General features: G+C 65.0%; 14 protein-coding genes. 7 read left to right on the top strand and 7 right to left on the bottom strand.

Going from position 1 to position 19180, the window contains the following annotated elements; translation table 11 throughout:
* Positions 1–199: 199 nt before the first annotated feature.
* Together ABCN07_RS00670 and ABCN07_RS00675 are read right to left on the bottom strand one after the other, a co-directional pair.
* Entirely contained in the window at positions 200–2155 is a 1956-nt protein-coding gene (locus ABCN07_RS00670; RefSeq protein ID WP_343004945.1) for a site-specific DNA-methyltransferase, read from the bottom strand.
* Between the two features lie 152 nt (positions 2156–2307).
* Positions 2308–2517 carry a hypothetical protein gene (locus ABCN07_RS00675; RefSeq protein WP_343004946.1) on the bottom strand — a complete coding sequence of 70 codons (210 nt, stop codon included), beginning with the start codon at positions 2515–2517 and terminating at the stop codon, positions 2308–2310.
* A 250-nt stretch (positions 2518–2767) separates the two neighbouring features.
* Here ABCN07_RS00675 and ABCN07_RS00680 point away from each other — a divergent pair, with 250 nt between their 5' ends.
* The 4 genes from ABCN07_RS00680 (at position 2768) to ABCN07_RS00695 (ending at position 7950) form a co-directional block, all read left to right on the top strand.
* Positions 2768–3961, top strand: coding sequence for a hypothetical protein (locus ABCN07_RS00680; RefSeq protein ID WP_343004947.1), 1194 nt, complete (start codon positions 2768–2770; stop codon positions 3959–3961).
* A 162-nt stretch (positions 3962–4123) separates the two neighbouring features.
* Positions 4124–5575: a cation:proton antiporter gene (locus ABCN07_RS00685; protein ID WP_343004948.1), complete on the top strand. Its 1452-nt coding sequence runs from the start codon at positions 4124–4126 to the stop codon at positions 5573–5575.
* 157 nt (positions 5576–5732) lie between these two features.
* Positions 5733–7178: a Sapep family Mn(2+)-dependent dipeptidase gene (locus ABCN07_RS00690; protein WP_343004949.1), complete on the top strand. Its 1446-nt coding sequence runs from the start codon at positions 5733–5735 to the stop codon at positions 7176–7178.
* Positions 7179–7284: 106 nt separating this feature from the next.
* Positions 7285–7950: a YoaK family protein gene (locus ABCN07_RS00695; RefSeq protein WP_343004950.1), complete on the top strand. Its 666-nt coding sequence runs from the start codon at positions 7285–7287 to the stop codon at positions 7948–7950.
* Between the two features lie 109 nt (positions 7951–8059).
* On the opposite strand, the gene ABCN07_RS00700 is transcribed toward ABCN07_RS00695, so the two are convergent.
* Complete coding sequence (locus tag ABCN07_RS00700) at positions 8060–10474, bottom strand: hypothetical protein (protein ID WP_343004951.1); 2415 nt, start codon at positions 10472–10474, stop codon at positions 8060–8062.
* A 263-nt stretch (positions 10475–10737) separates the two neighbouring features.
* Here ABCN07_RS00700 and ABCN07_RS00705 point away from each other — a divergent pair, with 263 nt between their 5' ends.
* Positions 10738–11112 (top strand): hypothetical protein, encoded by a 375-nt coding sequence (locus ABCN07_RS00705; RefSeq protein WP_343004952.1) that lies wholly within the window; start codon positions 10738–10740, stop codon positions 11110–11112.
* A gap of 277 nt (positions 11113–11389) precedes the next feature.
* Here the strand turns inward: ABCN07_RS00705 and ABCN07_RS00710 are convergent, their stop codons facing one another.
* The 4 genes from ABCN07_RS00710 to ABCN07_RS00725 form a co-directional block, all read right to left on the bottom strand.
* Complete coding sequence (locus tag ABCN07_RS00710) at positions 11390–12067, bottom strand: DUF1015 family protein (RefSeq protein ID WP_343004953.1); 678 nt, start codon at positions 12065–12067, stop codon at positions 11390–11392.
* Between the two features lie 81 nt (positions 12068–12148).
* Positions 12149–13312 (bottom strand): phosphoglycerate dehydrogenase, encoded by a 1164-nt coding sequence (locus tag ABCN07_RS00715; RefSeq protein WP_343004954.1) that lies wholly within the window; start codon positions 13310–13312, stop codon positions 12149–12151.
* On the bottom strand, positions 13312–14406 hold the full coding sequence (serC, locus tag ABCN07_RS00720; protein ID WP_343004955.1) for a 3-phosphoserine/phosphohydroxythreonine transaminase: 1095 nt from the start codon (positions 14404–14406) through the stop codon (positions 13312–13314). The genes ABCN07_RS00715 and serC overlap by 1 nt, the downstream gene beginning before the upstream one ends.
* A 294-nt stretch (positions 14407–14700) precedes the next feature.
* Complete coding sequence (locus tag ABCN07_RS00725) at positions 14701–15360, bottom strand: helix-turn-helix transcriptional regulator (RefSeq protein WP_343004956.1); 660 nt, start codon at positions 15358–15360, stop codon at positions 14701–14703.
* Positions 15361–15715: 355 nt separating this feature from the next.
* Here ABCN07_RS00725 and ABCN07_RS00730 point away from each other — a divergent pair, with 355 nt between their 5' ends.
* Both ABCN07_RS00730 and ssnA read left to right on the top strand, forming a co-directional pair.
* Positions 15716–16993 carry an amidohydrolase family protein gene (locus ABCN07_RS00730; RefSeq protein ID WP_343004957.1) on the top strand — a complete coding sequence of 426 codons (1278 nt, stop codon included), beginning with the start codon at positions 15716–15718 and terminating at the stop codon, positions 16991–16993.
* Positions 16994–17793: 800 nt separating this feature from the next.
* A complete protein-coding gene (gene ssnA, locus ABCN07_RS00735; RefSeq protein ID WP_317285090.1) occupies positions 17794–19146 on the top strand; it encodes a putative aminohydrolase SsnA in 1353 nt (450 codons plus the stop codon).
* Positions 19147–19180: the final 34 nt, after the last annotated feature.

The raw sequence follows: 19180 nt of genomic DNA on the forward strand, positions 1-19180 counted from the left end.
GGACCATGAGCGGTCAAGGCCTGTCAGCGCTATGGGGCATGGGTTTTGAGAGGGACGTATTCGTGTGGGCCTGACCCCGGCAGTCGTAATAGTCGTCCTCACGGGTCACGTCAGAGAGAGCCCGAATCTTGCTGCCATATCCCTTTAAAGCGAAGTAGCCCCCTGCCCAATGTGCTGAGCAGGGGGCTACCGGATTACCCTAGATGACCTTGCGGATGGTTTCGGGGCTGAACGTCTTGAAGAGCTCGTCGAGGTTGGCCACGTCGGCGTCGCTGGCGAAGCTGGAGTCGCGGAAGACGGCGTAGATCGGCCTCTCTCGCGCGATCGCTTCGAGGGCCTCGGTCGAGACAGCCTCGTCGAAGCATGCGATAAGCTGGCAGTCGTTTACGTCGAAGCACGCCTTGCCGCCGATTTCGCGCCCGACGATTTTTGCGGAGTACTCGATGCGGAACGCGGGCAAGACCTGGAAGAGCAGGTCGAGCGGCAGAGCGTCCTCGGCGGAGTTGTCGGTGAAGAGGTCGAGCTCGGTCTGCTCATACTGTTCGGGCGTGGCGTACTCGTCCTTGAGACAGGACTCGTCCACGCGTAGCACGCGGAAGCCGATGTTAGGCACGGGCTTGGGCTCGGCGCCAAGCTCCAGCTGCTCGTTGGCCTTGTCCACCTCCGCCCTGATCTTCTCGCCGGCACGGCGGATGCGCTCCTCGCCGACGTTGCACAGGTTGTCCCAGCCGCCGGAGGTCTCCTCGGGCAGCTGGACGAGGATGAAGCGACGATTGCCGCCATCCTCAGCGTTCTTGCGCATAACCGCTTCCGCCGTCGTGGCGGATCCGGAGAAGAAGTCGAGGATGAGAGAGTCCTCGTTGCTCGCAATGGTCAGAATGCGATCAAGCAGGCGCACGGGCTTAGGTGTGTCGAAGGGAGCGGAGCCCTCGAAGAGAGACTTCAGCTGCTTCTTGGCTTCGTCGGTGTGGCCGACTTCGGAGTAGGGCCACAGGTTGGTAGGCATCTTGCCGTCCATCTCGTCAAGATAGCGCTTCAGTCGCATGCCTCCTTTTCCGCCGCTAGTAAAGTAGAGTCGAGGCCAATTGCCTTCATCAAATCGTTTTTGGGCGGCTGCGTACGTTTCTTCGCAGGGGTTCTTGAGGACGATGGCTTCGACATCTTTCCTTATCTCGTCCACAGATACGCCGCATATTTCAGCACGCCGTGCTTCATCGTGTAGATTTCTAAACTCATAATCAGCCCATTCACTCATTAGGCGTAGCATGCTGTACCCGCCGAACGGCCGGCACCGGCCGTTCGGCGGGTACAGCAGCTCGCCTGTGAGTGGATGCTGAATGGCGTATACCATGCCCTGGTGAGTTGCTGCCCCGGGGGCGGCAGCATCGCCAGAGGACCAAGGGCGAGGATCGCCATCGGGGCTCGAGTAGCGCTCGTCCATCTCGACGGTTCTGGGAAGCCTGCCCGGAACCCAGTCAGGACTCTTTGAATACGTGAGGATGTGCTCGACTTCCGCGGGGATGCCCTTCGAATCGTTTCTGGGCGAGTAGGTCTTCTGCCAGGCAATGTCGCCCACGAAGCAGGCAGCGCCAAACACCTCATCGCAGATGGCTCGGAGGTTCTTGGACTCGTTGTCATCAATCGAGATGAAGATTGCCCCGTCATCGCTCAGCAGATCCCTAGCCAGCATGAGCCTCGGGTACATCATCGAGCACCAGTCGGAGTGGAAGCGACCGTTGGACTCGGGGTTGACCACGAGGCGGCCGCCCTCCTCGTTGTAGTTGCCGCTCTGGGCGTCGTATTCTGCTCGCGTCTGGGAGAAGTCGTCGTCATAGACGAAGTCGTGACCCGTGTTGTATGGGGGATCGATATAGATAAGCTTGACCTTGCCGGCGTAGGTCTCGCGCATGATCTTGAGGGCCTCGAGGTTGTCGCCCTCGATGTAGAGGTTCTCGGTGGTGTCCCAGTCCTTGGACTTCTCGGGGCAGGGGCGCATGGTCTTCTTGGTGGGGCGGCGCGCCTCGAGCTTGGCCTCGCGCTTGCCGGGCCAGGTGAACTGGTAGCGCTCGCGCACCCCGTCGACGATTACGTCAGAAAGGTCGTCGCGAAGGGCATCGAAGTCGACGGCGAGCGTAACATTGCCGTCTGCATCCATAGCCTCGGTTACGACGTCAGGGAAGAGTGCAGCAATCTTAGCTATGTTCTCCTGCGTGAGATCGGGGGGGTCTCCCGGCTGATCCTGTCCATCTATCTCTCCTCGTTACTTAGAACTCTTGGTTGCGTCGGCGAATGGGTGGGATATTGACTTTACTTATCAATCCCGCCCTTCTCTAGTTTCTCGATCTGCTTCTCGAGCGCCCGCATCTGGCGGAACAGCTCGTTTTTGCGGGTGAACTGGCGCTCCTTGCGACAGCGTGCCTCTGTCTTATCGCGCTCCTCGCGCAGCGTCTTGAGCTTGGTCGCCTTGGCGAGGCGCTCCTTGACCGCGGCGCTCCTTGACCGCGGCGCCCTTCGCACCCATGTCGCCAAAGGCGACCTGGGAGGCGAGGGAGTCTCACACATTGTTCATGTTAGCGGTATTCAGGCTGAGGGTAAGCCCTTCCGCGCTACGTCACTCGCCAACGACAAGCTTAGCGGGCATCGCTGCGAGGCTCCGCCCATTTTTGTCCGTAAGCTCTGCCGCATGCGACCGCTCGCGGAAGACGTCGCGGAGAGCTGTCCGGGGGATGGCACAATCGGAGGGACAATCCGTTGAAAGGTTGCCCCCATGATGTCCTTCAACATTGACCAGGTGAACTTCCGCGATCTCTATCGCCAGGTCCTCTTCGTCGGCTACTCCCTGCGCGAGCCCCTCGCCGCCGCCGGCGTCGCGGACCTGCCGGAGGACGCGGACGGCATGCTCGCCTATGGCTACATCGACCCGGACGCCGGCCTCAGCTTCGAGGCGCTCGCCCCGGCGCGCATGTCTGACCTCACGGTCTACCCGGAGTTCGACCTCATGCGCAAGCTCAAGTGCACTATGAAGGTGCGCGGCGCGGAGATGTCCGTCCACACGACCGTCGCCTACTCCAAGAACCCCGCCGAGTACTGGGAGACCTACGCGGACCACATCGCCTCGATCGACGAGTTCTACGCCGTCAGCCCCGACCGCGAGGTGACCCGCAAGGACACCGCCATCGACCACCTGCGCCACCCGTGCTACCCGGATGACATCCGCATTAGCATCGTCGACGAGGACTACGGCGAGGAGCGCCTCTGGGCGACCCTCCAGGGCTGCACCGAGGACGGTCTCTACTACGTTGGCAAGCTGCTCAACGAGCCTGCCCAGAACTTCGGCGTCCACGTCGGCGACCTCGTCACCCTCGTTCCGGACCGCGGCGCGGATGGCATGGGCGAGCTCGCCTTCCTCACCACGCCCAAGCTCAAGCTCGAGCCCGAGGACGACGAGGAGGACCCCGATGACAAGGCCTTCGAGGTGAAGTTCGCCGTCGCGTGCGAGGTCATGCGCCGCGCGGACCTCCTCGACCTTGGCACCAACGAGAAGTACGGTGCCCCGGCGGACGAGTATGACTTCGAGGCGTTCGTCGCTGCCGATTGCATCTCTGCGGACTCGGACGTCGAGCAGGCGGCGGCCGTAATCGCGAAGATCTTTGGGACGTCGTTTGACGTGGAATGCGACGCGCTCGAGTGCGAGGAGGTGGCCGAGGAGCTCCTGGCCGCCTGGGACGAGGCCGGCGTCGAGCCCGACGAGTACGACTTCGACCCGATGCCCGTAGTGGACGAGCACTTCTCGCGCTGGGACGACGAGAAGGCCCGCTACGAGGACGAGGCCCCCATGGTCCGTAACGCCGACGGCGAGCTGGTCAAGGCGGGCGTGACGTACCACTTCGTCATCCGCGTCTGCTCGCAGGACTGGGACCTCGAGGACGCCGGCGAGGAGTCCGGCGAGGGCGAGGAGTAGCGTTCGCGGCGCGCGGGGAGTCGCGGCAAATCCGCTCCCCGCGCGCTGATTCTTGCGCCCGCATCTGGGTAAGAATGGGGGAGCCCGCGCCGGCGCGCTCACGCCGCGCCGCGATGCCCGCATCTTTCGCGGCTCCGCCGCGTCCGCCCGGAAGGACCGCCCATGACCCAAGACCTCATCATGCTCGCCGTGATCCTCGCTGCCGTCGTGGCGTCGTCGTTTTTGGCGAGCCTCATTCCCGGCCGCCCCATTCCGGAGGTCGTCTTCTTCGTGGTCGCCGGCGCCGTCTTGGGTCCGCACTGCGCGGGCGTTATCCACGCTTCCGCTGGCATGTCGCTCGTGAGCCGTCTCGGCATGGGATTCCTCTTCCTCATCGCCGGCTACGACCTCGATCTCCGCGAGCTCATGGGCCGCGCGGGCAGGCACGGCGCCGTCTGCTGGGCCATCTGCATGGGGCTCGCCGTCGCCGCCACGCTCGCGCTTGACCTCGGCCTTTCCTCCACAGGCGTCGCCGCCTTCGCCATCGCGCTCACCACGACCGCCTACGGCACCCTCGTCCCCATCATGCGCGACCGCGAGCTTTCGGGCACCGCGGTGGGCGGCGTCATCGAGTCCTACGGTGCTATGGGCGAGCTCCTCCCCGTCGTGGCGATGTCGCTCATGCTCTCGCCTGCGCGCTCGATGTCGGCGAACGTGGCCGTGCTCGTGCTCTTCGTCGCCGTGTGCGTCTTCGTGGCCCTCCAGGCCGAGCGCGCCCGCGCCTGGGGCTCGCGCCTGTGGAAGTGGGTCGTTGACAACGCCGAGACGAGCTCGCAGGCGACCCTTCGCGTCACGGTGTTGCTGCTGGTGACTCTGCTCGCCCTCGCTGCAGCGCTCGACCTCGACGCCGTGCTCGCCGCATTCGCCGCCGGCTTCATCCTGCGCCACCTCCTGCCGGACGAGCGCGGCAAGCGCCTCCTCGACAAGATCGAGATTCTTGCCAACGGGTTCTTCGTGCCGGCCTTCTTCGTCATCTCCGCCACGAGCATCGACTTCGCCGCCGTAGGGGCCGCGCCTGGCCTGCTCGCCATCTTCGTGGGGCTGCTTCTGCTCGTGAGGGCGCTGCCCGTGGCCGTCTGCCTGCAGGTCTTCCCCGAGACGCGCGACATGCCCACCGGCGAGAAGGTCTCCGCGAGCCTCTACTGCACGATGGCGCTGCCGCTGATCGTCGCCCTCACCGAGGCCGCGACGGCGGTCGACGCGATGCCCGAGTCGATGGCGAGCGTGCTCGTGACGGCGGGCGCGCTCACCGTGCTCGTGATCCCCGTGCTCACCAACGCCTCGCGTGTGGCGATCGCCGCGCATCCCGTCGAGGCGGCGCACGAGATCGCCGAACACCCGGATTCCGTCCGCGAGATCATCCACGAGCACCACGAGCACGTTCGCGAGGCGACCGAGCTCTTCCACGAGGAGCGCGCCGAGCTGCGACGTCGCGGCGTGAGGCTCTCCGCCGCCGACTATCTGGCCCAGGCCGAGCAGATCCGCGAGCGCCACATCGACGACCTGCGCCGCATCAACGAGCACAGCCGCGAGGAGTACGAGGGCCTCCGCGAGGACCGCCGCCACGCGAAGTAGGCGGGGCCCTCGACCGCGCGCTACGTCGGCGTTTGTTTCCGCTAGGTGGCGCTCTGCGTTTCTCGGAGGGTCCCTCCGGCGCGGGGTCGTATTATGGTGGGCGGACAATACGCCGCCGCGGGCTAGCCTCGCGGCGCAGAAGCTAGGAGACCCCCCCATGGCAGAGAACAACGCCCAGCTAAAGGCAGACATCGAGGAGTTTGTCGACCGCGTGTGGCCAGAGGTCCTCGATGACATCGAGGCTCTCGTCAGCCACTGCAGCGAGGAGGACCTCGAGCATGCCACCGAGGGCGCCCCTTGGGGTCCCGGTCCGCGTGCCGCCCTCGACGAGGCACTCTGCATCGCCAACGTCTGCGGCCTCGAGGCGCATGATTGCGAGGGCTACCTCGGCTATGCGGATCTCGTCGGCGAGTCCGAGAAGCAGATCGCCACAATCGCCCACGTCGACATCGTCCCCGCCGGCCCGGGCTGGCACACCGATCCCTTCGAGATGGTTCGTCGCGACGGCTGGATCCTCGGCCGCGGCGTTATCGACGACAAGGGCCCCGCGGTGCTCTCGCTCTACGCCGGACGCTTCTTCGCGGAGCGCGTCGCGGCCACGGGCAAGCGCCTGCCGTACACCCTGCGCGTGATCCTTGGCGCCAACGAGGAGACCAACATGGGCGACGTCGAGTATTACCTCGATCACAACCCCGAGCCGGACTTCCTCTTCACGCCAGATGCCGAGTTCCCGGTGTGCTGCGGCGAGAAGGGCCTCTACGGCGCGACCTTCCGCTCCGCTCCCATCTCCGGCTCCGTCGAGGGTTCCGTGATCCGCGCAATCGAGGGCGGCAGTGCCACCAACGCCATCCCGAGCCTTGCCGCAGCCATCGTCCGCGCGGATGCCAGTACGCTGCCCGTCGCGGCTGACCTTGAGATCGAGGATGCCAGCGAGGACGGTGAGACGCTCGCCCGCATCACCGCGCACGGCATCGGCGGCCACGCGAGCATGCCCGCCGGCACGAAGAACGCCATCGCCATCCTCTGCGCCTACCTGCTCGAGAACGGTCTCTGCTCCGATGCCGAGCGCACGTTCCTCGAGCTCGAGGCCACCATCCATGCCTCCACGGACGGCTCGAGCCTCGGCATCGCCGCCACGGACGACATCTTCGAGCCGCTCACCTGCATCGGCGGCACCCTGCGCCAGACCGTTGACGGCCGTCTCGAGCAGACGGTCGACTCCCGCTACCCCAAGTCCACGACGTCCGAGGCGATCGACGCGGAGCTCGAGAAGATCGCTGCCGCCCACGGCTGCGAGTTCGAGCCCGGCCGTGCCGTCGTGCCGTTCTACGTCTCGCCGGATTCCCCCGAGATTCAGACGCTCGTTCGCTGCTACAACGAGTACACCGGCAAGGACACCAAGCCCTTCACCATCGGTGGTGGCACCTATGCCCGTCATTTCAAGAATGCCGCGAGCTTTGGTCCGGAGGTGCCGGGCCTCGAGACGCCGGAGTGGGTTGGGTCCATGCACGGCCCCGATGAGGGTGCGAGCGAGGAGCAGCTGCGCGAGGCGCTGAAGATCTACATCTATGCCATCGCCGAGCTCATGAAGCTCGAGCTTTAGAAACTCGCTCGGGCTTGGCTCTTGCTTGGGCCGCGCCCGGAGCCTGCGTTTGAGGCTTGGTCCCTCGCGTCCGAGCTTGAGGAACTGACATTAGGGGGTATACCGCGTGGAGCACGCGAAGCAGATTTCCGAGTCCATCGAGATGGGTGCCATCATGGCGCTCGCTGGCGGCTTCATGGACGCCTATTCCTATATCGGCAGGGGAGGTGTCTTCGCCAACGCTCAGACGGGAAATATACTGCTCGCGGCCGTGAACCTATCGAGTGGTGACCCGAGCTCGTCTCTCAGGCACCTGTTTCCGGTCATCGCCTTCGCACTTGGCATCATGATGGCGGACCTCGTGCATGAGCGCTTTGCGAGCCTGCTGCATTGGCGTCAGGAGACGGTCCTCGTCGAGGCGGTGATCCTGTTCATCGTGAGCCTCATGCCGGAGAGCCAGAACCTCCTGGCGAACTGCCTCACGTCGCTTGCGTGCGGCATGCAGGTTGAGAGCTTCCGCAAGATCCACGGGTACGGCATCGCGACGACGATGTGCATCGGCAACCTGCGCTCGGCGCTGCAAAACGTCGACGACTTCATCATCACGCACAACCGTGGCTTCCTGCTTAATGGCCTGCTTTACTTTGGCGTCATCACCATGTTCGTGGCTGGCTCGGTGCTGGGCAACGCGTGCATCGGCTGGTTTGGCCTGCACGCCATCGCCGTGGCCTCCGCCCTGCTCGCGCTGGCCTTCACCGTGATGTTCGTTGACCGCGAGGGCAACGAGGACTAGCTGCGACCAACATAGAACGCAGTTGCGCCCGCAGAAGGAATCTCCTTTCTGCGGGCGCTTTTGCGTAAGTTGACAAAGGGACTGTCCCTTTGTCTCCTTTGTCAACTCTCTAGCGGTCGGGTTCGTTTTCCATGGAGTTGGCGACGCCGTGCATGACGTCGTCGCCGGAAAGCGCGCTGAGGAGCGTCGCGAAGCCGCGGGCGACGGGGAAGACCTCGGCGTCCGTGGCGCCCTGGGCAGCCTCCACCAGAACCTCGACCACGCGCTCCGTGGGTGCGAGCGGGATGTTGGCACGGCGGAGCGTCTCCTCGACGTCCTCTGCCGCCACGCCATCAGAGCTGTTCTCGACACGCAGGCTCATGAGCTCGATATGAGCCGCCATGCTGCAGGCGGAGTGGCTCATGACCGCCTTCTGATAGCACGCGTCCGCGACGTCAGCCTCGCCGAGCTTCCACTCGAGGAAGGCGAGGCGGTAGTAGCACACGCCCACGCTCTGCGGGTCGAACGCGTACTCGAGCTGCTGGATGAGCTCGTTTGCCGCGGCCTCGAAGTCATGGTCGAGCTCGAAGCAGCGGGCGGCGCGGAGCGTGCCGGAGACATCGAACGGGCAGAGGTCCTGAGCGCGGCGGGCGAAGCCGAGGGCTTCCTCCTGGCGGCCGGAGTCGATCAGGGCACTCGCCATGAGGAGCTGGGCGGCGAAGTAGGCGTCCGGCACGAGGCGGACCTCCTCGCCCTCCTTGGCAAGAAGCCTGTTGTAGAGCGCGCGGGAGACATAACTCGTGAACTCGCGCCACACAACGCCGTTGCCGTCCGTGTAGGTGTCGAGGGCGTCGACCGGGGCGAGGACGTCCGTGAGCGTCTCGATGGCGTCTGCGGATTTGCCGCTCGTGACCTGGTCGAGCGCGATCGCCGTCGCGCGGGAGAGGGCGCCGCCGTTGACGAACTCGTCCACGAAGGCGAGGGAGTCCTTATCGTCAAGACGGCCGTCGATGATCGCCTGGGCGCAGCGCTCGCCGGCCTCGCGCACCGTGGCGTCACGGTCATTCTGCGTGAGGTCGAGGATACGGCGGACATCCCCCAGCGTGGTGCCGCCCAGCTGGCGTGCGACGGCCTCGGCCACCTGGGAGCGATGCGCGTCCTCGTTGATGCCGAGGTCATGCACGAATTTCGTGCCAAGGAGGCTGGCCTCGAAATCCGGCAGGATGCGACTCGAGAGGTCGACGTTGTCATAGCGGCTTGCAGGGCAGAAGCGCTCCGCCTCCGGCACGAAGCCCTGCTCGACCGCGCAGAGGCGGTCTTCCTCGATGCGGAAGTCGACGCCCAGCTCGCGGCAGAGCTCGCGTGCGTCGAAGGGCTTCGAGAGGTCATGCTCGCGCAAGGCCTCTCGCGAGATGTCTGCGCTGACGAGACACCGGCGTCCGCGCGGGCTCTTGTCGACCACGGCGACGAACGCATGGCAGAGGCGTCTCGAACTGCGGAAGGCGTGCGCAGCGAGCAGGAGCGTCAGGCGCAGGGCGTAGTCCGTCGCCATTTGGTCACGCATCTGGGAGGTCGCGGGGATGATGCGGTCGAGTTCCTCGGAGTAGATGGAATGGGGCTGGCAGAGGGCGTCCCTGTAGGGCGTCTCGATCGCAATGTCGCCGCCCATGAGGTTCACGCGGAAACGCACGGAGAGGCGGAGCGGCAGGCGAAGGCTCTCGATGCCCGCGGAGAAGGTCTGGCGCACGCCCCACTCGCCGGCGACGTCGAGCATGCTCGCCTGCTTGATCGGTTTGGTGCCGAGCTGTGCGGTGATGGTGCTCGCAAGGCCCTGGTTGAAGGCGTAGCACTCCTCGAACGTGGCGGTGTGGTCGAGACCCTTCCAGGCGAAGAGCGCACGATTGAGGGCGCCTTCGAGAGCGATCACGCGTAGGGCCTCGCGCTCCGGAATGCGGCGTTTCGTCGTGCGGAGGAAGAAGCTCTTCGTGCGGTAGGGGAGGACGACCTCGAAATCCGGGATGTGAGCGCCGGGGTCATCGATTCCGGCCTCCTGGAGACCGCGGGCGAGGTAGAGGGAGAAGGCGTCCGGATGCGGGGTCGTGGGGTCGTCGTCCGCCGCGCGCTCCTGAGCGAGGGTGTCGCGCGTGAGCGTGCGGAGCTCCCTCAGAGGGTTGTCCGCCTCGGCGAGACGGCGGGAGAGCTCTTCGATGTCGCGGGGCTCGTCGTAGAGCGGGGCTGCGGGGATGTCGGCGTCAGTGGTGTCGGTGCCGTCGGGCGAGTCGCCAGAGGCGGCCGTTGCGGCGCCGGCATCGCTGGCCTGCGTGACGCCATCCGCTGCGATGCCGGGAACGGCGCCATTCTCGGCATCTTTTGCCGCCGCGGCTGGGTGGTCGGTTGCCTTGCGGGGCGGGAAGCTGACGATGCCGTCGCGCGAGAGCCTGCCGAGCAGGAAGCACACGACGCTGACCAGGCCCAAGATGGACCCGATGGCGAAGCCAACCAATACCATGTTCGCGCTGTCGCCCATGAGCTCCTCTCCCAGCACTGAGACGTCGTCCTTTGCGTGGTTTGCGCGTCTGCGCACCTTTATAATTTGCCTATCTTAGCTAACTATACCCGGCTACGGCGCGGCGGTGTCTCCTGGATATGGCACCCGCGCACACGCACATAAAACCGCACGTTTTTGGCGTGCCGCGGGAAGCCGGAGAGCCGCCGGTCCGCATCGCGCCGCGCCCGCGTCGAACAAGGCGTGTCGCGGGAAGCCGGAGATCCGCGGTGCTGCACCGTGCCGAACAGAGGAGGAGCCTCATGCCCGTAGACATCAAGAACCTCGCCGCGCAGATCACCGAGGCAATTGTGAACGCCCCGGAGCTCGCACAGGAGCTCATCGACTCGCCCGCACAGACCGTCGAGCGCATAACCGGCCAGAGCGAGGCGGACCTCACGGAGCTCTTCCAGCTCGTGCTCTCGAACCTCTCGAAGACGGGCGTTGACCTCTCTGGTCTCGACCTGACGAAGCTTGACCTGACTGCGATTGATCTCTCGAGGCTCGACCTCGGCGAGCTTGCCGGCATGGCGCAGTCCCTTGGCATCAGCTTCGTCGACCTCGCGGGTGCCGCGTCTGGCCTGCTTGGCGGCAGCGGCGTTTCCAGCCTCCTCGGCAGCCTCTTCGGTCGCAAGTAGTCGCCGCGCTCGGCAGTGCTCGCAGCCTGCGTGCCTCGCGCAATCGGCGTTGCGGCTCGAGACTTCGCCAAAGCCTACCGCTTGTAACGTTTCGGCGCCAAAAACGCGCTCAATCCCTTACAAACGGTAGGTTTCGTGCCTCGTCCGGCGTCGCGCCCCGTGCTTCGTTCGGCGTAGCGTGCGTGCGCGCAGGCGACGTCGCGCCCCGTGCTTCGTCCGGCGTTGCGTGCGAGCGCGCAACCGGCGTCGCGCGCGAGTGTGCAGACGGCACCGCGACCTAGGCGAAGCGGTGCAGTAGCAGGCCGTTTCCGGGCAGAAGCTCGCGCTCGACATCCTGACCGCGCGGAACGAGGAGGGCGAGAGAGTGCAGGGCCGGTGAGCGGGCATCGAGGTTGGGCTTGGCCGTGCGGGCCTCGGCGGCGATCGCCACGGCCGCCTTCGCGACGGCGAGGTCTCCCGTGGGCTCCACCTCAGTCGCGCCAATCGCCGCGACGATTGCCCCGACGGCATCCTCCCTGCTCACACGCCACACCACGACCTGCGTGCCAGCTCCGTTCGAGAGGTTGTAGAGCGGCGTGGCCGTCTGCGCGGCCGCGACGATCGTCTGGATCGCGAAGTTGTTCTCGTACGCGAGGGCCACGGCGTTCGCATGGGCGGCCAGGGAGCGCATGCGCGCGGCGATCGAGTCTGCCGCGTCCGTGATGCCCGCTTCGGCATCCTCGCTGGCTACCGCGGCAACGAGTCCGGTGAGCTCGCCGGCGTCGCAGCAACACACGATGCCCTGGCGTACGGCATCGCCGTCGCGACGTGCCACGAGGTAGAGCGCACGTCCCAGATCCTGCATGTATGCGCCCGAGGCGACGAGCGCGTCGAGCTCGGCGGCGGTCGTGGGCTCGCACATCTCGCCCATGCGCGTCGGGTCGGGTCGGACGCTTGAGAAGGCCTGGATTTGCATCGTGTTCCTCCAAACTGAAAAGCGGCTGGGGGCCAAGGCCACCCAGCCGCGCGGGTTCGGGCGAGCGAGCCGTTGCGGCCGCTACTTGATGACTCGCACGCGATAGATCGCGGGAATCGCCTTGAGGGCTTCGATCGTAACATCCTCGAGGTGCTCGTCGGTGTCGAACATGGTGTACGCGTTCTCGCCGGCACTCTCGTTGACCATACGCTGCACGTTGGCGTTGTCCTTCGCGAGGATGGCCGTGATTTGGCCGATCATGTTGGGGACGTTCGCGTGTAGGCACGCGATGCGGCTCGCGGCGCGCGCCTTGCCCATCGAGCAGGTGGGGTAGTTGACGGAGTTGGCGATGTTGCCGTTCTCGAGGTAGTCCTTGAGCTCGCTGATCGCCATGTCCGCGCAGTTGGCCTCGGCCTCGCCGGTGCCCGCGCCGGAGTGCGTGGTGATGAAGGTGTTGGGCATGCGGACGGTCTTGGGCGTGGCGAAATCCGTCGCGAACCAGGAGAGGCGACCGCCGCGGAGCGCCGCGTCGACGGCGTCCTCGTCCACGATCGTCTCGCGCGCGTAGTTGATGAGGATGGCACCCGGCTTGAGCAGGCCGAGGACGTCCGCGTCGATCATCGAGATGGTGTCGGCCTTGCTGGGGACGTGGAGAGTGAGGTAGTCGCAGTTGCGGCAAAGGTCCTCGAGCGTGCCCACGCGCTGGACCTCGCGCGAAAGCACCCACGCGTGCTCGACGGAGATGAACGGGTCATAGCCGAAGACCTGCATGCCGAGGTCGACGCAGGCGTTGGCGACCTTCGAGCCGACGTTGCCGAGGCCCACGACGCCGATGCGCTTGCCCTTGAGCTCGTGGCCGACGAACGCCTTCTTGGCCTTCTCGGCGTTGACCAGGATGTTCTCGTCATCCGAGTGTGCGCGGACCCAGTCCATCGACTGCACGACGCCGCGGCTCGAGAGGATGAGCATCGCGAGGACGAGCTCCTTGACGGCGTTGGAGTTGGCGCCCGGCGAGTTGAATACGACGACGCCTCGCTTGGCGTACTCCTTGATGGGGATGTTATTCACGCCGGCACCGCAACGAGCGATGGCACGAACGGATTCCGGCAGGTCATAGCCGTGGAGGTCGGTCGAGCGCATGAGGATGGCGTCTGCGCCATCGGCATCGGGGACGAAGTCATAGCCCTCGCCGAACTCGACGTCGCCGTCCTTGGTGATGTCGTCGATCGTCTTGATGTGACGCATTACGCATGCTCCTTCTCGAACTCGGTCATGTAGTCGACGAGGGCGCGGACGCCTTCGACGGGCACTGCGTTGTAGACGCTCGCGCGCATGCCGCCCACGAGTCTGTGACCCTTCACGCCGGCGAGGCCGCGCGCGGTGGCACCGGCCACGAACTCGGCGTCGAGCTCCTCGCTGTTCGTGCGGAACGTGACGTTGGAGATCGAGCGGCTCTCCGGCTGGGCGTGGCCGTGGAAGACCTTGCTGTGGTCGAGGAAGTCATAGAGCAGGCCGCTCTTCTCGAGGTTGCGCTCGCGCATGGCCTCAAGGCCGCCCTGCTCCTCTATCCAGCGGTAGACCTTGCCGCACAGGTAGATGCCAAAGGTGTTGGGCGTGTTGAGCATCGAGCCCTTCTCGGCCTGGGTGCGGTAGTCCATGTAGATGGGGCAGCTGGGGATGGCGGGGCCGTCCTCGATGAGGTCCTCGCGCACGATGACGACGGTCACGCCCGCGCAGCCGGCGTTCTTCTGGGCACCGGCGTAGAGCAGGCCGTATCGGGAGACGTCGATGGGTTCCGCGAGGAAGCAGCTCGAGACGTCGCCGACGAGCGGAAGCTCGCCGGTGTTGGGGATGTCGTGGAACTGCGTGCCGAAGATGGTGTTGTTCTGGCAGAAGTACAGGTAGTCATAGCCGTAGATCTCTGCGAGCTCGCCGACGCCGACGACGCTGGGCACGCGGTCGAAGTTGGTCCACTCGCTTGTGGCGATGACCTCGGCCTCGCCGTACTTGCGAGCCTCCTGGTATGCCTTCTTGGAGAAGTTGCCAGAGACGATATAGGCAGCACGGCCCGTTGCCATGAGGTTCATGGGGATGCCGGCAAACTGAAGCGTGGCGCCGCCCTGCAGGAAGAGGACCTTGTAGTCGCTGGGGATGTCGACGATGCGACGGAGGGTCGCCTCGGTCTCGTCGAAGATCTGCTGGTAGGTAGAAGATCGGTGGCTCATCTCGAGGACACTCATACCGCAGCCGCGGTAGTCGAGCATTTCCTCGGCGCACTCTGTGAGCACGCTTTCGGGCAGGGCCGAGGGCCCCGCTGCGAAGTTGAAGACGCGAGCCATGTGACCTCCTTGCCGCCGGCGAACCGACGCCTCGTTGCCCCGCGGGATGTTGGGGCTAGTTGCAAGTGTCATTAGGATAGCCGTCTCCGGTAGTTTTTCGTGTTAAGCCTTGGTAACGGAGCCGGCGGGTTGGCGACGCGCGGGCTGGCGTGGGTGCGGGCTGGCGGGGGCGCTGGCGGGCGCGCGGGTGGCGAGCGGACTGGCGGCCTGCGGGTGGCGTGCGGCGCACGGCGCGTGCGCTGGCGGGTGGCCGGTAGTTGCTGGCGGAGAGCAACGTGGAACCAGTGCCTCCGCCTATGACTCGTCCGTGCTCTTGGCTTCGTCTAGGTAGCTGTAGAGGGTGTACTTCGAGATGCCGAAGTACTTGCAGACCTTCGGACCGCTCTTGGTGATGAGGAAGGCGCCCGTGTCGTTAAGGTAGCTGATGGCGCGCACGCGCTCCTCCTTGTTCATGAGGGCGGCTGGCTTGCCAACGAGCGCGACGCTCTGCTCGATGAGGTCGTCAAGCAAGTCCGCGACGTTCTTGACAATGGGCTCGGGGTCGCCGGTCGGGTCATCGTTGGGACCGATGCCGGTCAGCGCGGAGAGGGTGTCCGCGGCGGCGGAGATAAGCGTGATGTCATAGTTGATGCCGAGGATGCCGATGGGCGTGCCATCCTCGTCGCGGATGAAAACCGTGCTAGAACGCAGGATGCGGCCATCGTCCGTCTTAGTGAGGTAGGCGAGACGGTCGTCGAGCTTGTGCAGGCGACCCGCCTTGACGGCCTCGAGGACGACGTGGCTGGGGCCGTCGCCAACGGTGCGGCCGGTGACGTGACCGTTCTCGATCGCGACGATTGAGCGACCTGGATCGGTCGTCTCCAGGTCATGGACGACAACCTCGCAGTTCGACCCAAACTGTACGGCAATGGCGTGAGCGAGACGAGAGTAGAAGTCGACTTGGGTTGCGTCCATGAGAGGCCTTTCAAAAAGTTTAGGGTGAATCCGCTGGTCTCTCGACCGTTACACCGTATTGTAAACGGTCTACCTAACTTAAAGTATGGTACTAGATTACGACAAAAAATAAGTAAGGGAGAGCGATGCCGCGCGCGCTGACGGGTGACTGGCCAGTGGCATCGGCAAGTGGGGGCCGCCTGGGTGATGTCTGACAGTCGCGCTGCCTGCCGCACCGTCTGTCGCGCCGCGCATCGCGCCGCTTGCTACCCGCGCCGCTTGCTGCGCCGTCGACCGCGCCGCGCTACCCGCCGTACCGGCGCTCGTCGTCTTTATCGTTAAATACGCTCTGATTTAGGGCCAGAAGGAGCAAACCATGGATACCAAGTCCTTCGTTCTCAAGGGTAACGTCTGCTATAACACCACTCCGCAGGAGGTCGTCTGCGTGCCATCCGGTTACGCCGTGTGCGTCGAGGGCGTCTCCGCCGGCGTGTTTGCCGAGCTCCCGGAGGAGTTTGCCGTGCTTCCCCTCATCGATTGCGGCGACAACCTGATCATCCCCGGCATGACCGACCTCCACATCCACGCCCCGCAGTATGCGTTCCGCGGCCTCGGCATGGACCTCGAGCTGCTCGATTGGCTCAACACCCACACGTTCCCGGAGGAGGCCCACTACGCGGACCTCGACTATGCCGGCCGTGCCTACGACATCTTCGCGGATGACCTGCGCCGTAGCGCCACGACGCGTGCCGTCGTCTTCGGCACGCTTCACGTTGGGGCGACCGAGCTGCTCATGGACAAGCTTGAGGCCTCCGGCATCACCTCCTACGTGGGCAAGGTGAACATGGACCGCAACGGTGGCGTTGACCTCGAGGAGGACACTGCCCAGTCCGCGGCTGACACTCGCCGTTGGCTTGCCGACGTCGACGGTCGCTATGACCACACGGCGCCGATCATCACTCCGCGCTTCACGCCGAGCGTCACCGACGAGCTCATGGGCGAGCTCGCATCGATTCGCGACGAGTTTGGCCTGCCCGTCCAGAGCCACCTTTCCGAGAACCCCTCGGAGTGCGGCTGGGTCAAGGAGCTGTGCCCGTGGTCGAGCTGCTATGGCGACGCGTATGACCACTTCGGCATGCTGGGCGACCGCACCGTCATGGCCCACTGCGTCTATTCCGATGAGACCGAGACCGAGCTCCTACGCAGCACTGGCACGTATGTGGCGCACTGCCCGCAGAGCAATGCCCAGCTATCGAGCGGAATCGCGCCCGTTCGTCGTTACCTCGACCTTGGCATGAACGTTGGCCTCGGCACCGACGTGGCAGGTGGCGCGAACCTCTCGATGTTCCGCTGCATGGCGGATGCCGTGGCGGTTTCGAAGCTGCGCTGGCGTCTTGTCGACGATGGGCTTGCTCCTCTGACGACGCAGGAGGCTCTGTGGCTCGCAACGGTTGGTGGCGGCTCGTTCTTTGGTCGCGTAGGCTCTTTTGCCGAGGGCTACGAGTTCGACGCCCTCGTCCTCGACGATTCCGCGATTCGCACTCCGCGTGCGCTTGACGTTTGGGAGCGGGTCGAGCGCTACGTCTACCTTGCTGAGGAGGGTGGCTGCCTCGTGCGCAAATTTGTCTCCGGCCGCGAGATCGACCTCTCCTAGGAGGTCTGGCGCGGGTCCGTCCAGCTGGGCGGGCCCGCGGTTTTTGGTTCGTCTGGCCATCCGCCGTCTCGGCTTTTGCCTGAACCCACCTCTTGTAACGTTTCGGGGCCGAAATCGACGGCGAACCCTTACAAGAGGTAGGTTTCGGCGAAGTGCGTCGGCCGCGCGCCGCGCCGGTCACGCCGTGCGCTGCCGCTGGGCCTTATGCCAGGCAACTCGTCGTGCCACCTGGCCTTTGTCTCACGCTGACGAGCGCTCCAAACAATCTGTTTGGCTGTGGGCGAAACCGTTGGCCAGTATCGTGCGTTGTTGTCGCTTGTGAGCAACGAAACCCCAGCTAACTCGTGTGGCAATGCCGACTAAAAAAGATACCGTTCGCCGAAACGTCACAAATCGCTTGAATCGCGAACGCGGGGATAAACCTGCAGATATAACAAATAGTTAGGGCTAAAAACATAATGTACGTGCACTGCCGCTCGCCAGAGGAACGGCATGGGTTCGCGGATGAATGGCAACAATGGGTTCAAGTCATGGTCACGAGGCCATGCTGCGCGCGGCGGGGGAGGGCCCGCCGGCGTTGCGCGAAACGGGGACACCCGCCCGCGCCGGGAGACGACAGGTTCCGGCACCCAGCGAGACGGCAAGTCCGCCTGCGCCGGGAGACGGCACCGCCGCACGCCCGGCGAGACGGCACCCGCAAGCGCCACGCGAGACGGAGCAATCCGTCAGCCGGAGTCCGGCCGCGCTTCCATCAAAGAGTTGCAGGTGACAAACCCCGCCTGCCCGTTGGAGGGAGCACTATGCTGATCGTCGGCAATGGTCGTGTCATTACTCGCGACTCCAAGAACCCCTATCTCGAGCGCGGTGCTGTCGCCATCGATGGAGACACCATCTCCGCCATCGGCGATGAGGAGGAGCTCAAGGCCGCTAACCCTGGCTACGAGTACGTCGACGCCCACGGTGGCGTCATCATGCCGGGCCTCATCAACTGCCACACGCACATCTACTCCGGCCTCGCCCGCGGCCTTGCCATCGAGGGCTGCAACCCCACCAACTTCCTCGAGAACCTCGAGCAGCAGTGGTGGAAGATTGACGACAACCTCACGCTGGACGGCACCCGCGCCTCCGCCTACGCCACGATCCTCGACTCGCTTCGTGACGGCGTGACCACGATCTTCGACCACCATGCCAGCTTCTGCGAGATCCCCGGCTCCCTTTTTGCCATCAAGGACGTCGCCAAGGAGCTCGGCATGCGCTCCTGCCTCTGCTACGAGGTCTCCGATCGCCGCGGCGAGGAGAAGCGCGACCAGTCCATCGCGGAGAACGCAGAGTTCGCGAAGTGGGCCCATGACGCCCGCGAGGCCGGTGACAACATGATTGCCGCGATGTTTGGCGGACATGCCACCTTCACCCTGTCAGACGAGACGATGGACAAGATGGCCGAGGCCAACGACGGGCTCACCGGATTCCACATCCACGTCTGCGAGGGCATGAACGACGTCTGGGACTCCCGTCTCAACCGTGGCGGCATCTCGCCCGTCGAGCGCCTGCTCCAGCACAACCTCCTCGGTCCGGACACCATGCTCGGCCACTGCATCCACGTGACGCCCGCCGAGATGGACATCATTCGCGAGTCCGGCACCTGGCTCGTCAACAACCCCGAGTCCAACATGGGCAACGCCGTTGGCTGCGCTCCCGTCCTCGAGTTCTTCCGTCGCGGCATCCCGGTCTGCATGGGCACGGACGCCTACACCCACGACATGCTCGAGAGCCTCAAGGTCTTCCTGATCATCCAGCGCCACAACGCCGCTATGCCCAACGTCGGCTGGGGCGAGGCCATGACCATGCTCTTCGAGAACAACGCCAAGATGGCCACGAAGTACTTCGGCCGCCAGCTTGGCATCCTCGCGCCCGGCGCCGCCGCTGACGTCATCGTCATGGACTACCCGGTCTTCACGCCTTTCTCGGACGAGAACATCGACGGCCACATGCTCTTCGGCATGATGGGCAAGAACTGCCGCACCACCATTGTCAACGGCCAGGTCCTCTACAAGGACCGCGAGTTCGTTGCCTTCGACGAGGAGCGCATCAACGCCTGGACCCTCGAGCAGTCCAAGAAGCTCTGGGGCGACCTGAACCACCGCACCTACTAGTTAGTCCTCCTTCGGGCCGGCGCAAGGGCGCTGG

It is taken from the genome of Collinsella sp. 1033st1_E11_1033SCRN_220408 (genome assembly GCF_039062465.1).
Taxonomy (GTDB): domain Bacteria; phylum Actinomycetota; class Coriobacteriia; order Coriobacteriales; family Atopobiaceae; genus Parolsenella.

Excerpts from the sequence above, each read along its gene's own strand:
- ABCN07_RS00725 (WP_343004956.1), bottom strand. The coding sequence starts at position 15,360 with ATGGACGCAACCCAAGTCGACTTCTACTCTCGTCTCGCTCACGCCATT.
- ABCN07_RS00685 (WP_343004948.1), top strand. The coding sequence starts at position 4,124 with ATGACCCAAGACCTCATCATGCTCGCCGTGATCCTCGCTGCCGTCGTG.
- ABCN07_RS00680 (WP_343004947.1), top strand. The coding sequence starts at position 2,768 with ATGATGTCCTTCAACATTGACCAGGTGAACTTCCGCGATCTCTATCGC.
- ABCN07_RS00710 (WP_343004953.1), bottom strand. The coding sequence starts at position 12,067 with ATGCAAATCCAGGCCTTCTCAAGCGTCCGACCCGACCCGACGCGCATG.
- ABCN07_RS00705 (WP_343004952.1), top strand. The coding sequence starts at position 10,738 with ATGCCCGTAGACATCAAGAACCTCGCCGCGCAGATCACCGAGGCAATT.
- ABCN07_RS00690 (WP_343004949.1), top strand. The coding sequence starts at position 5,733 with ATGGCAGAGAACAACGCCCAGCTAAAGGCAGACATCGAGGAGTTTGTC.
- ABCN07_RS00730 (WP_343004957.1), top strand. The coding sequence starts at position 15,716 with ATGGATACCAAGTCCTTCGTTCTCAAGGGTAACGTCTGCTATAACACC.
- ssnA (WP_317285090.1), top strand. The coding sequence starts at position 17,794 with ATGCTGATCGTCGGCAATGGTCGTGTCATTACTCGCGACTCCAAGAAC.
- ABCN07_RS00670 (WP_343004945.1), bottom strand. The coding sequence starts at position 2,155 with ATGGATGCAGACGGCAATGTTACGCTCGCCGTCGACTTCGATGCCCTT.
- serC (WP_343004955.1), bottom strand. The coding sequence starts at position 14,406 with ATGGCTCGCGTCTTCAACTTCGCAGCGGGGCCCTCGGCCCTGCCCGAA.
- ABCN07_RS00715 (WP_343004954.1), bottom strand. The coding sequence starts at position 13,312 with ATGCGTCACATCAAGACGATCGACGACATCACCAAGGACGGCGACGTC.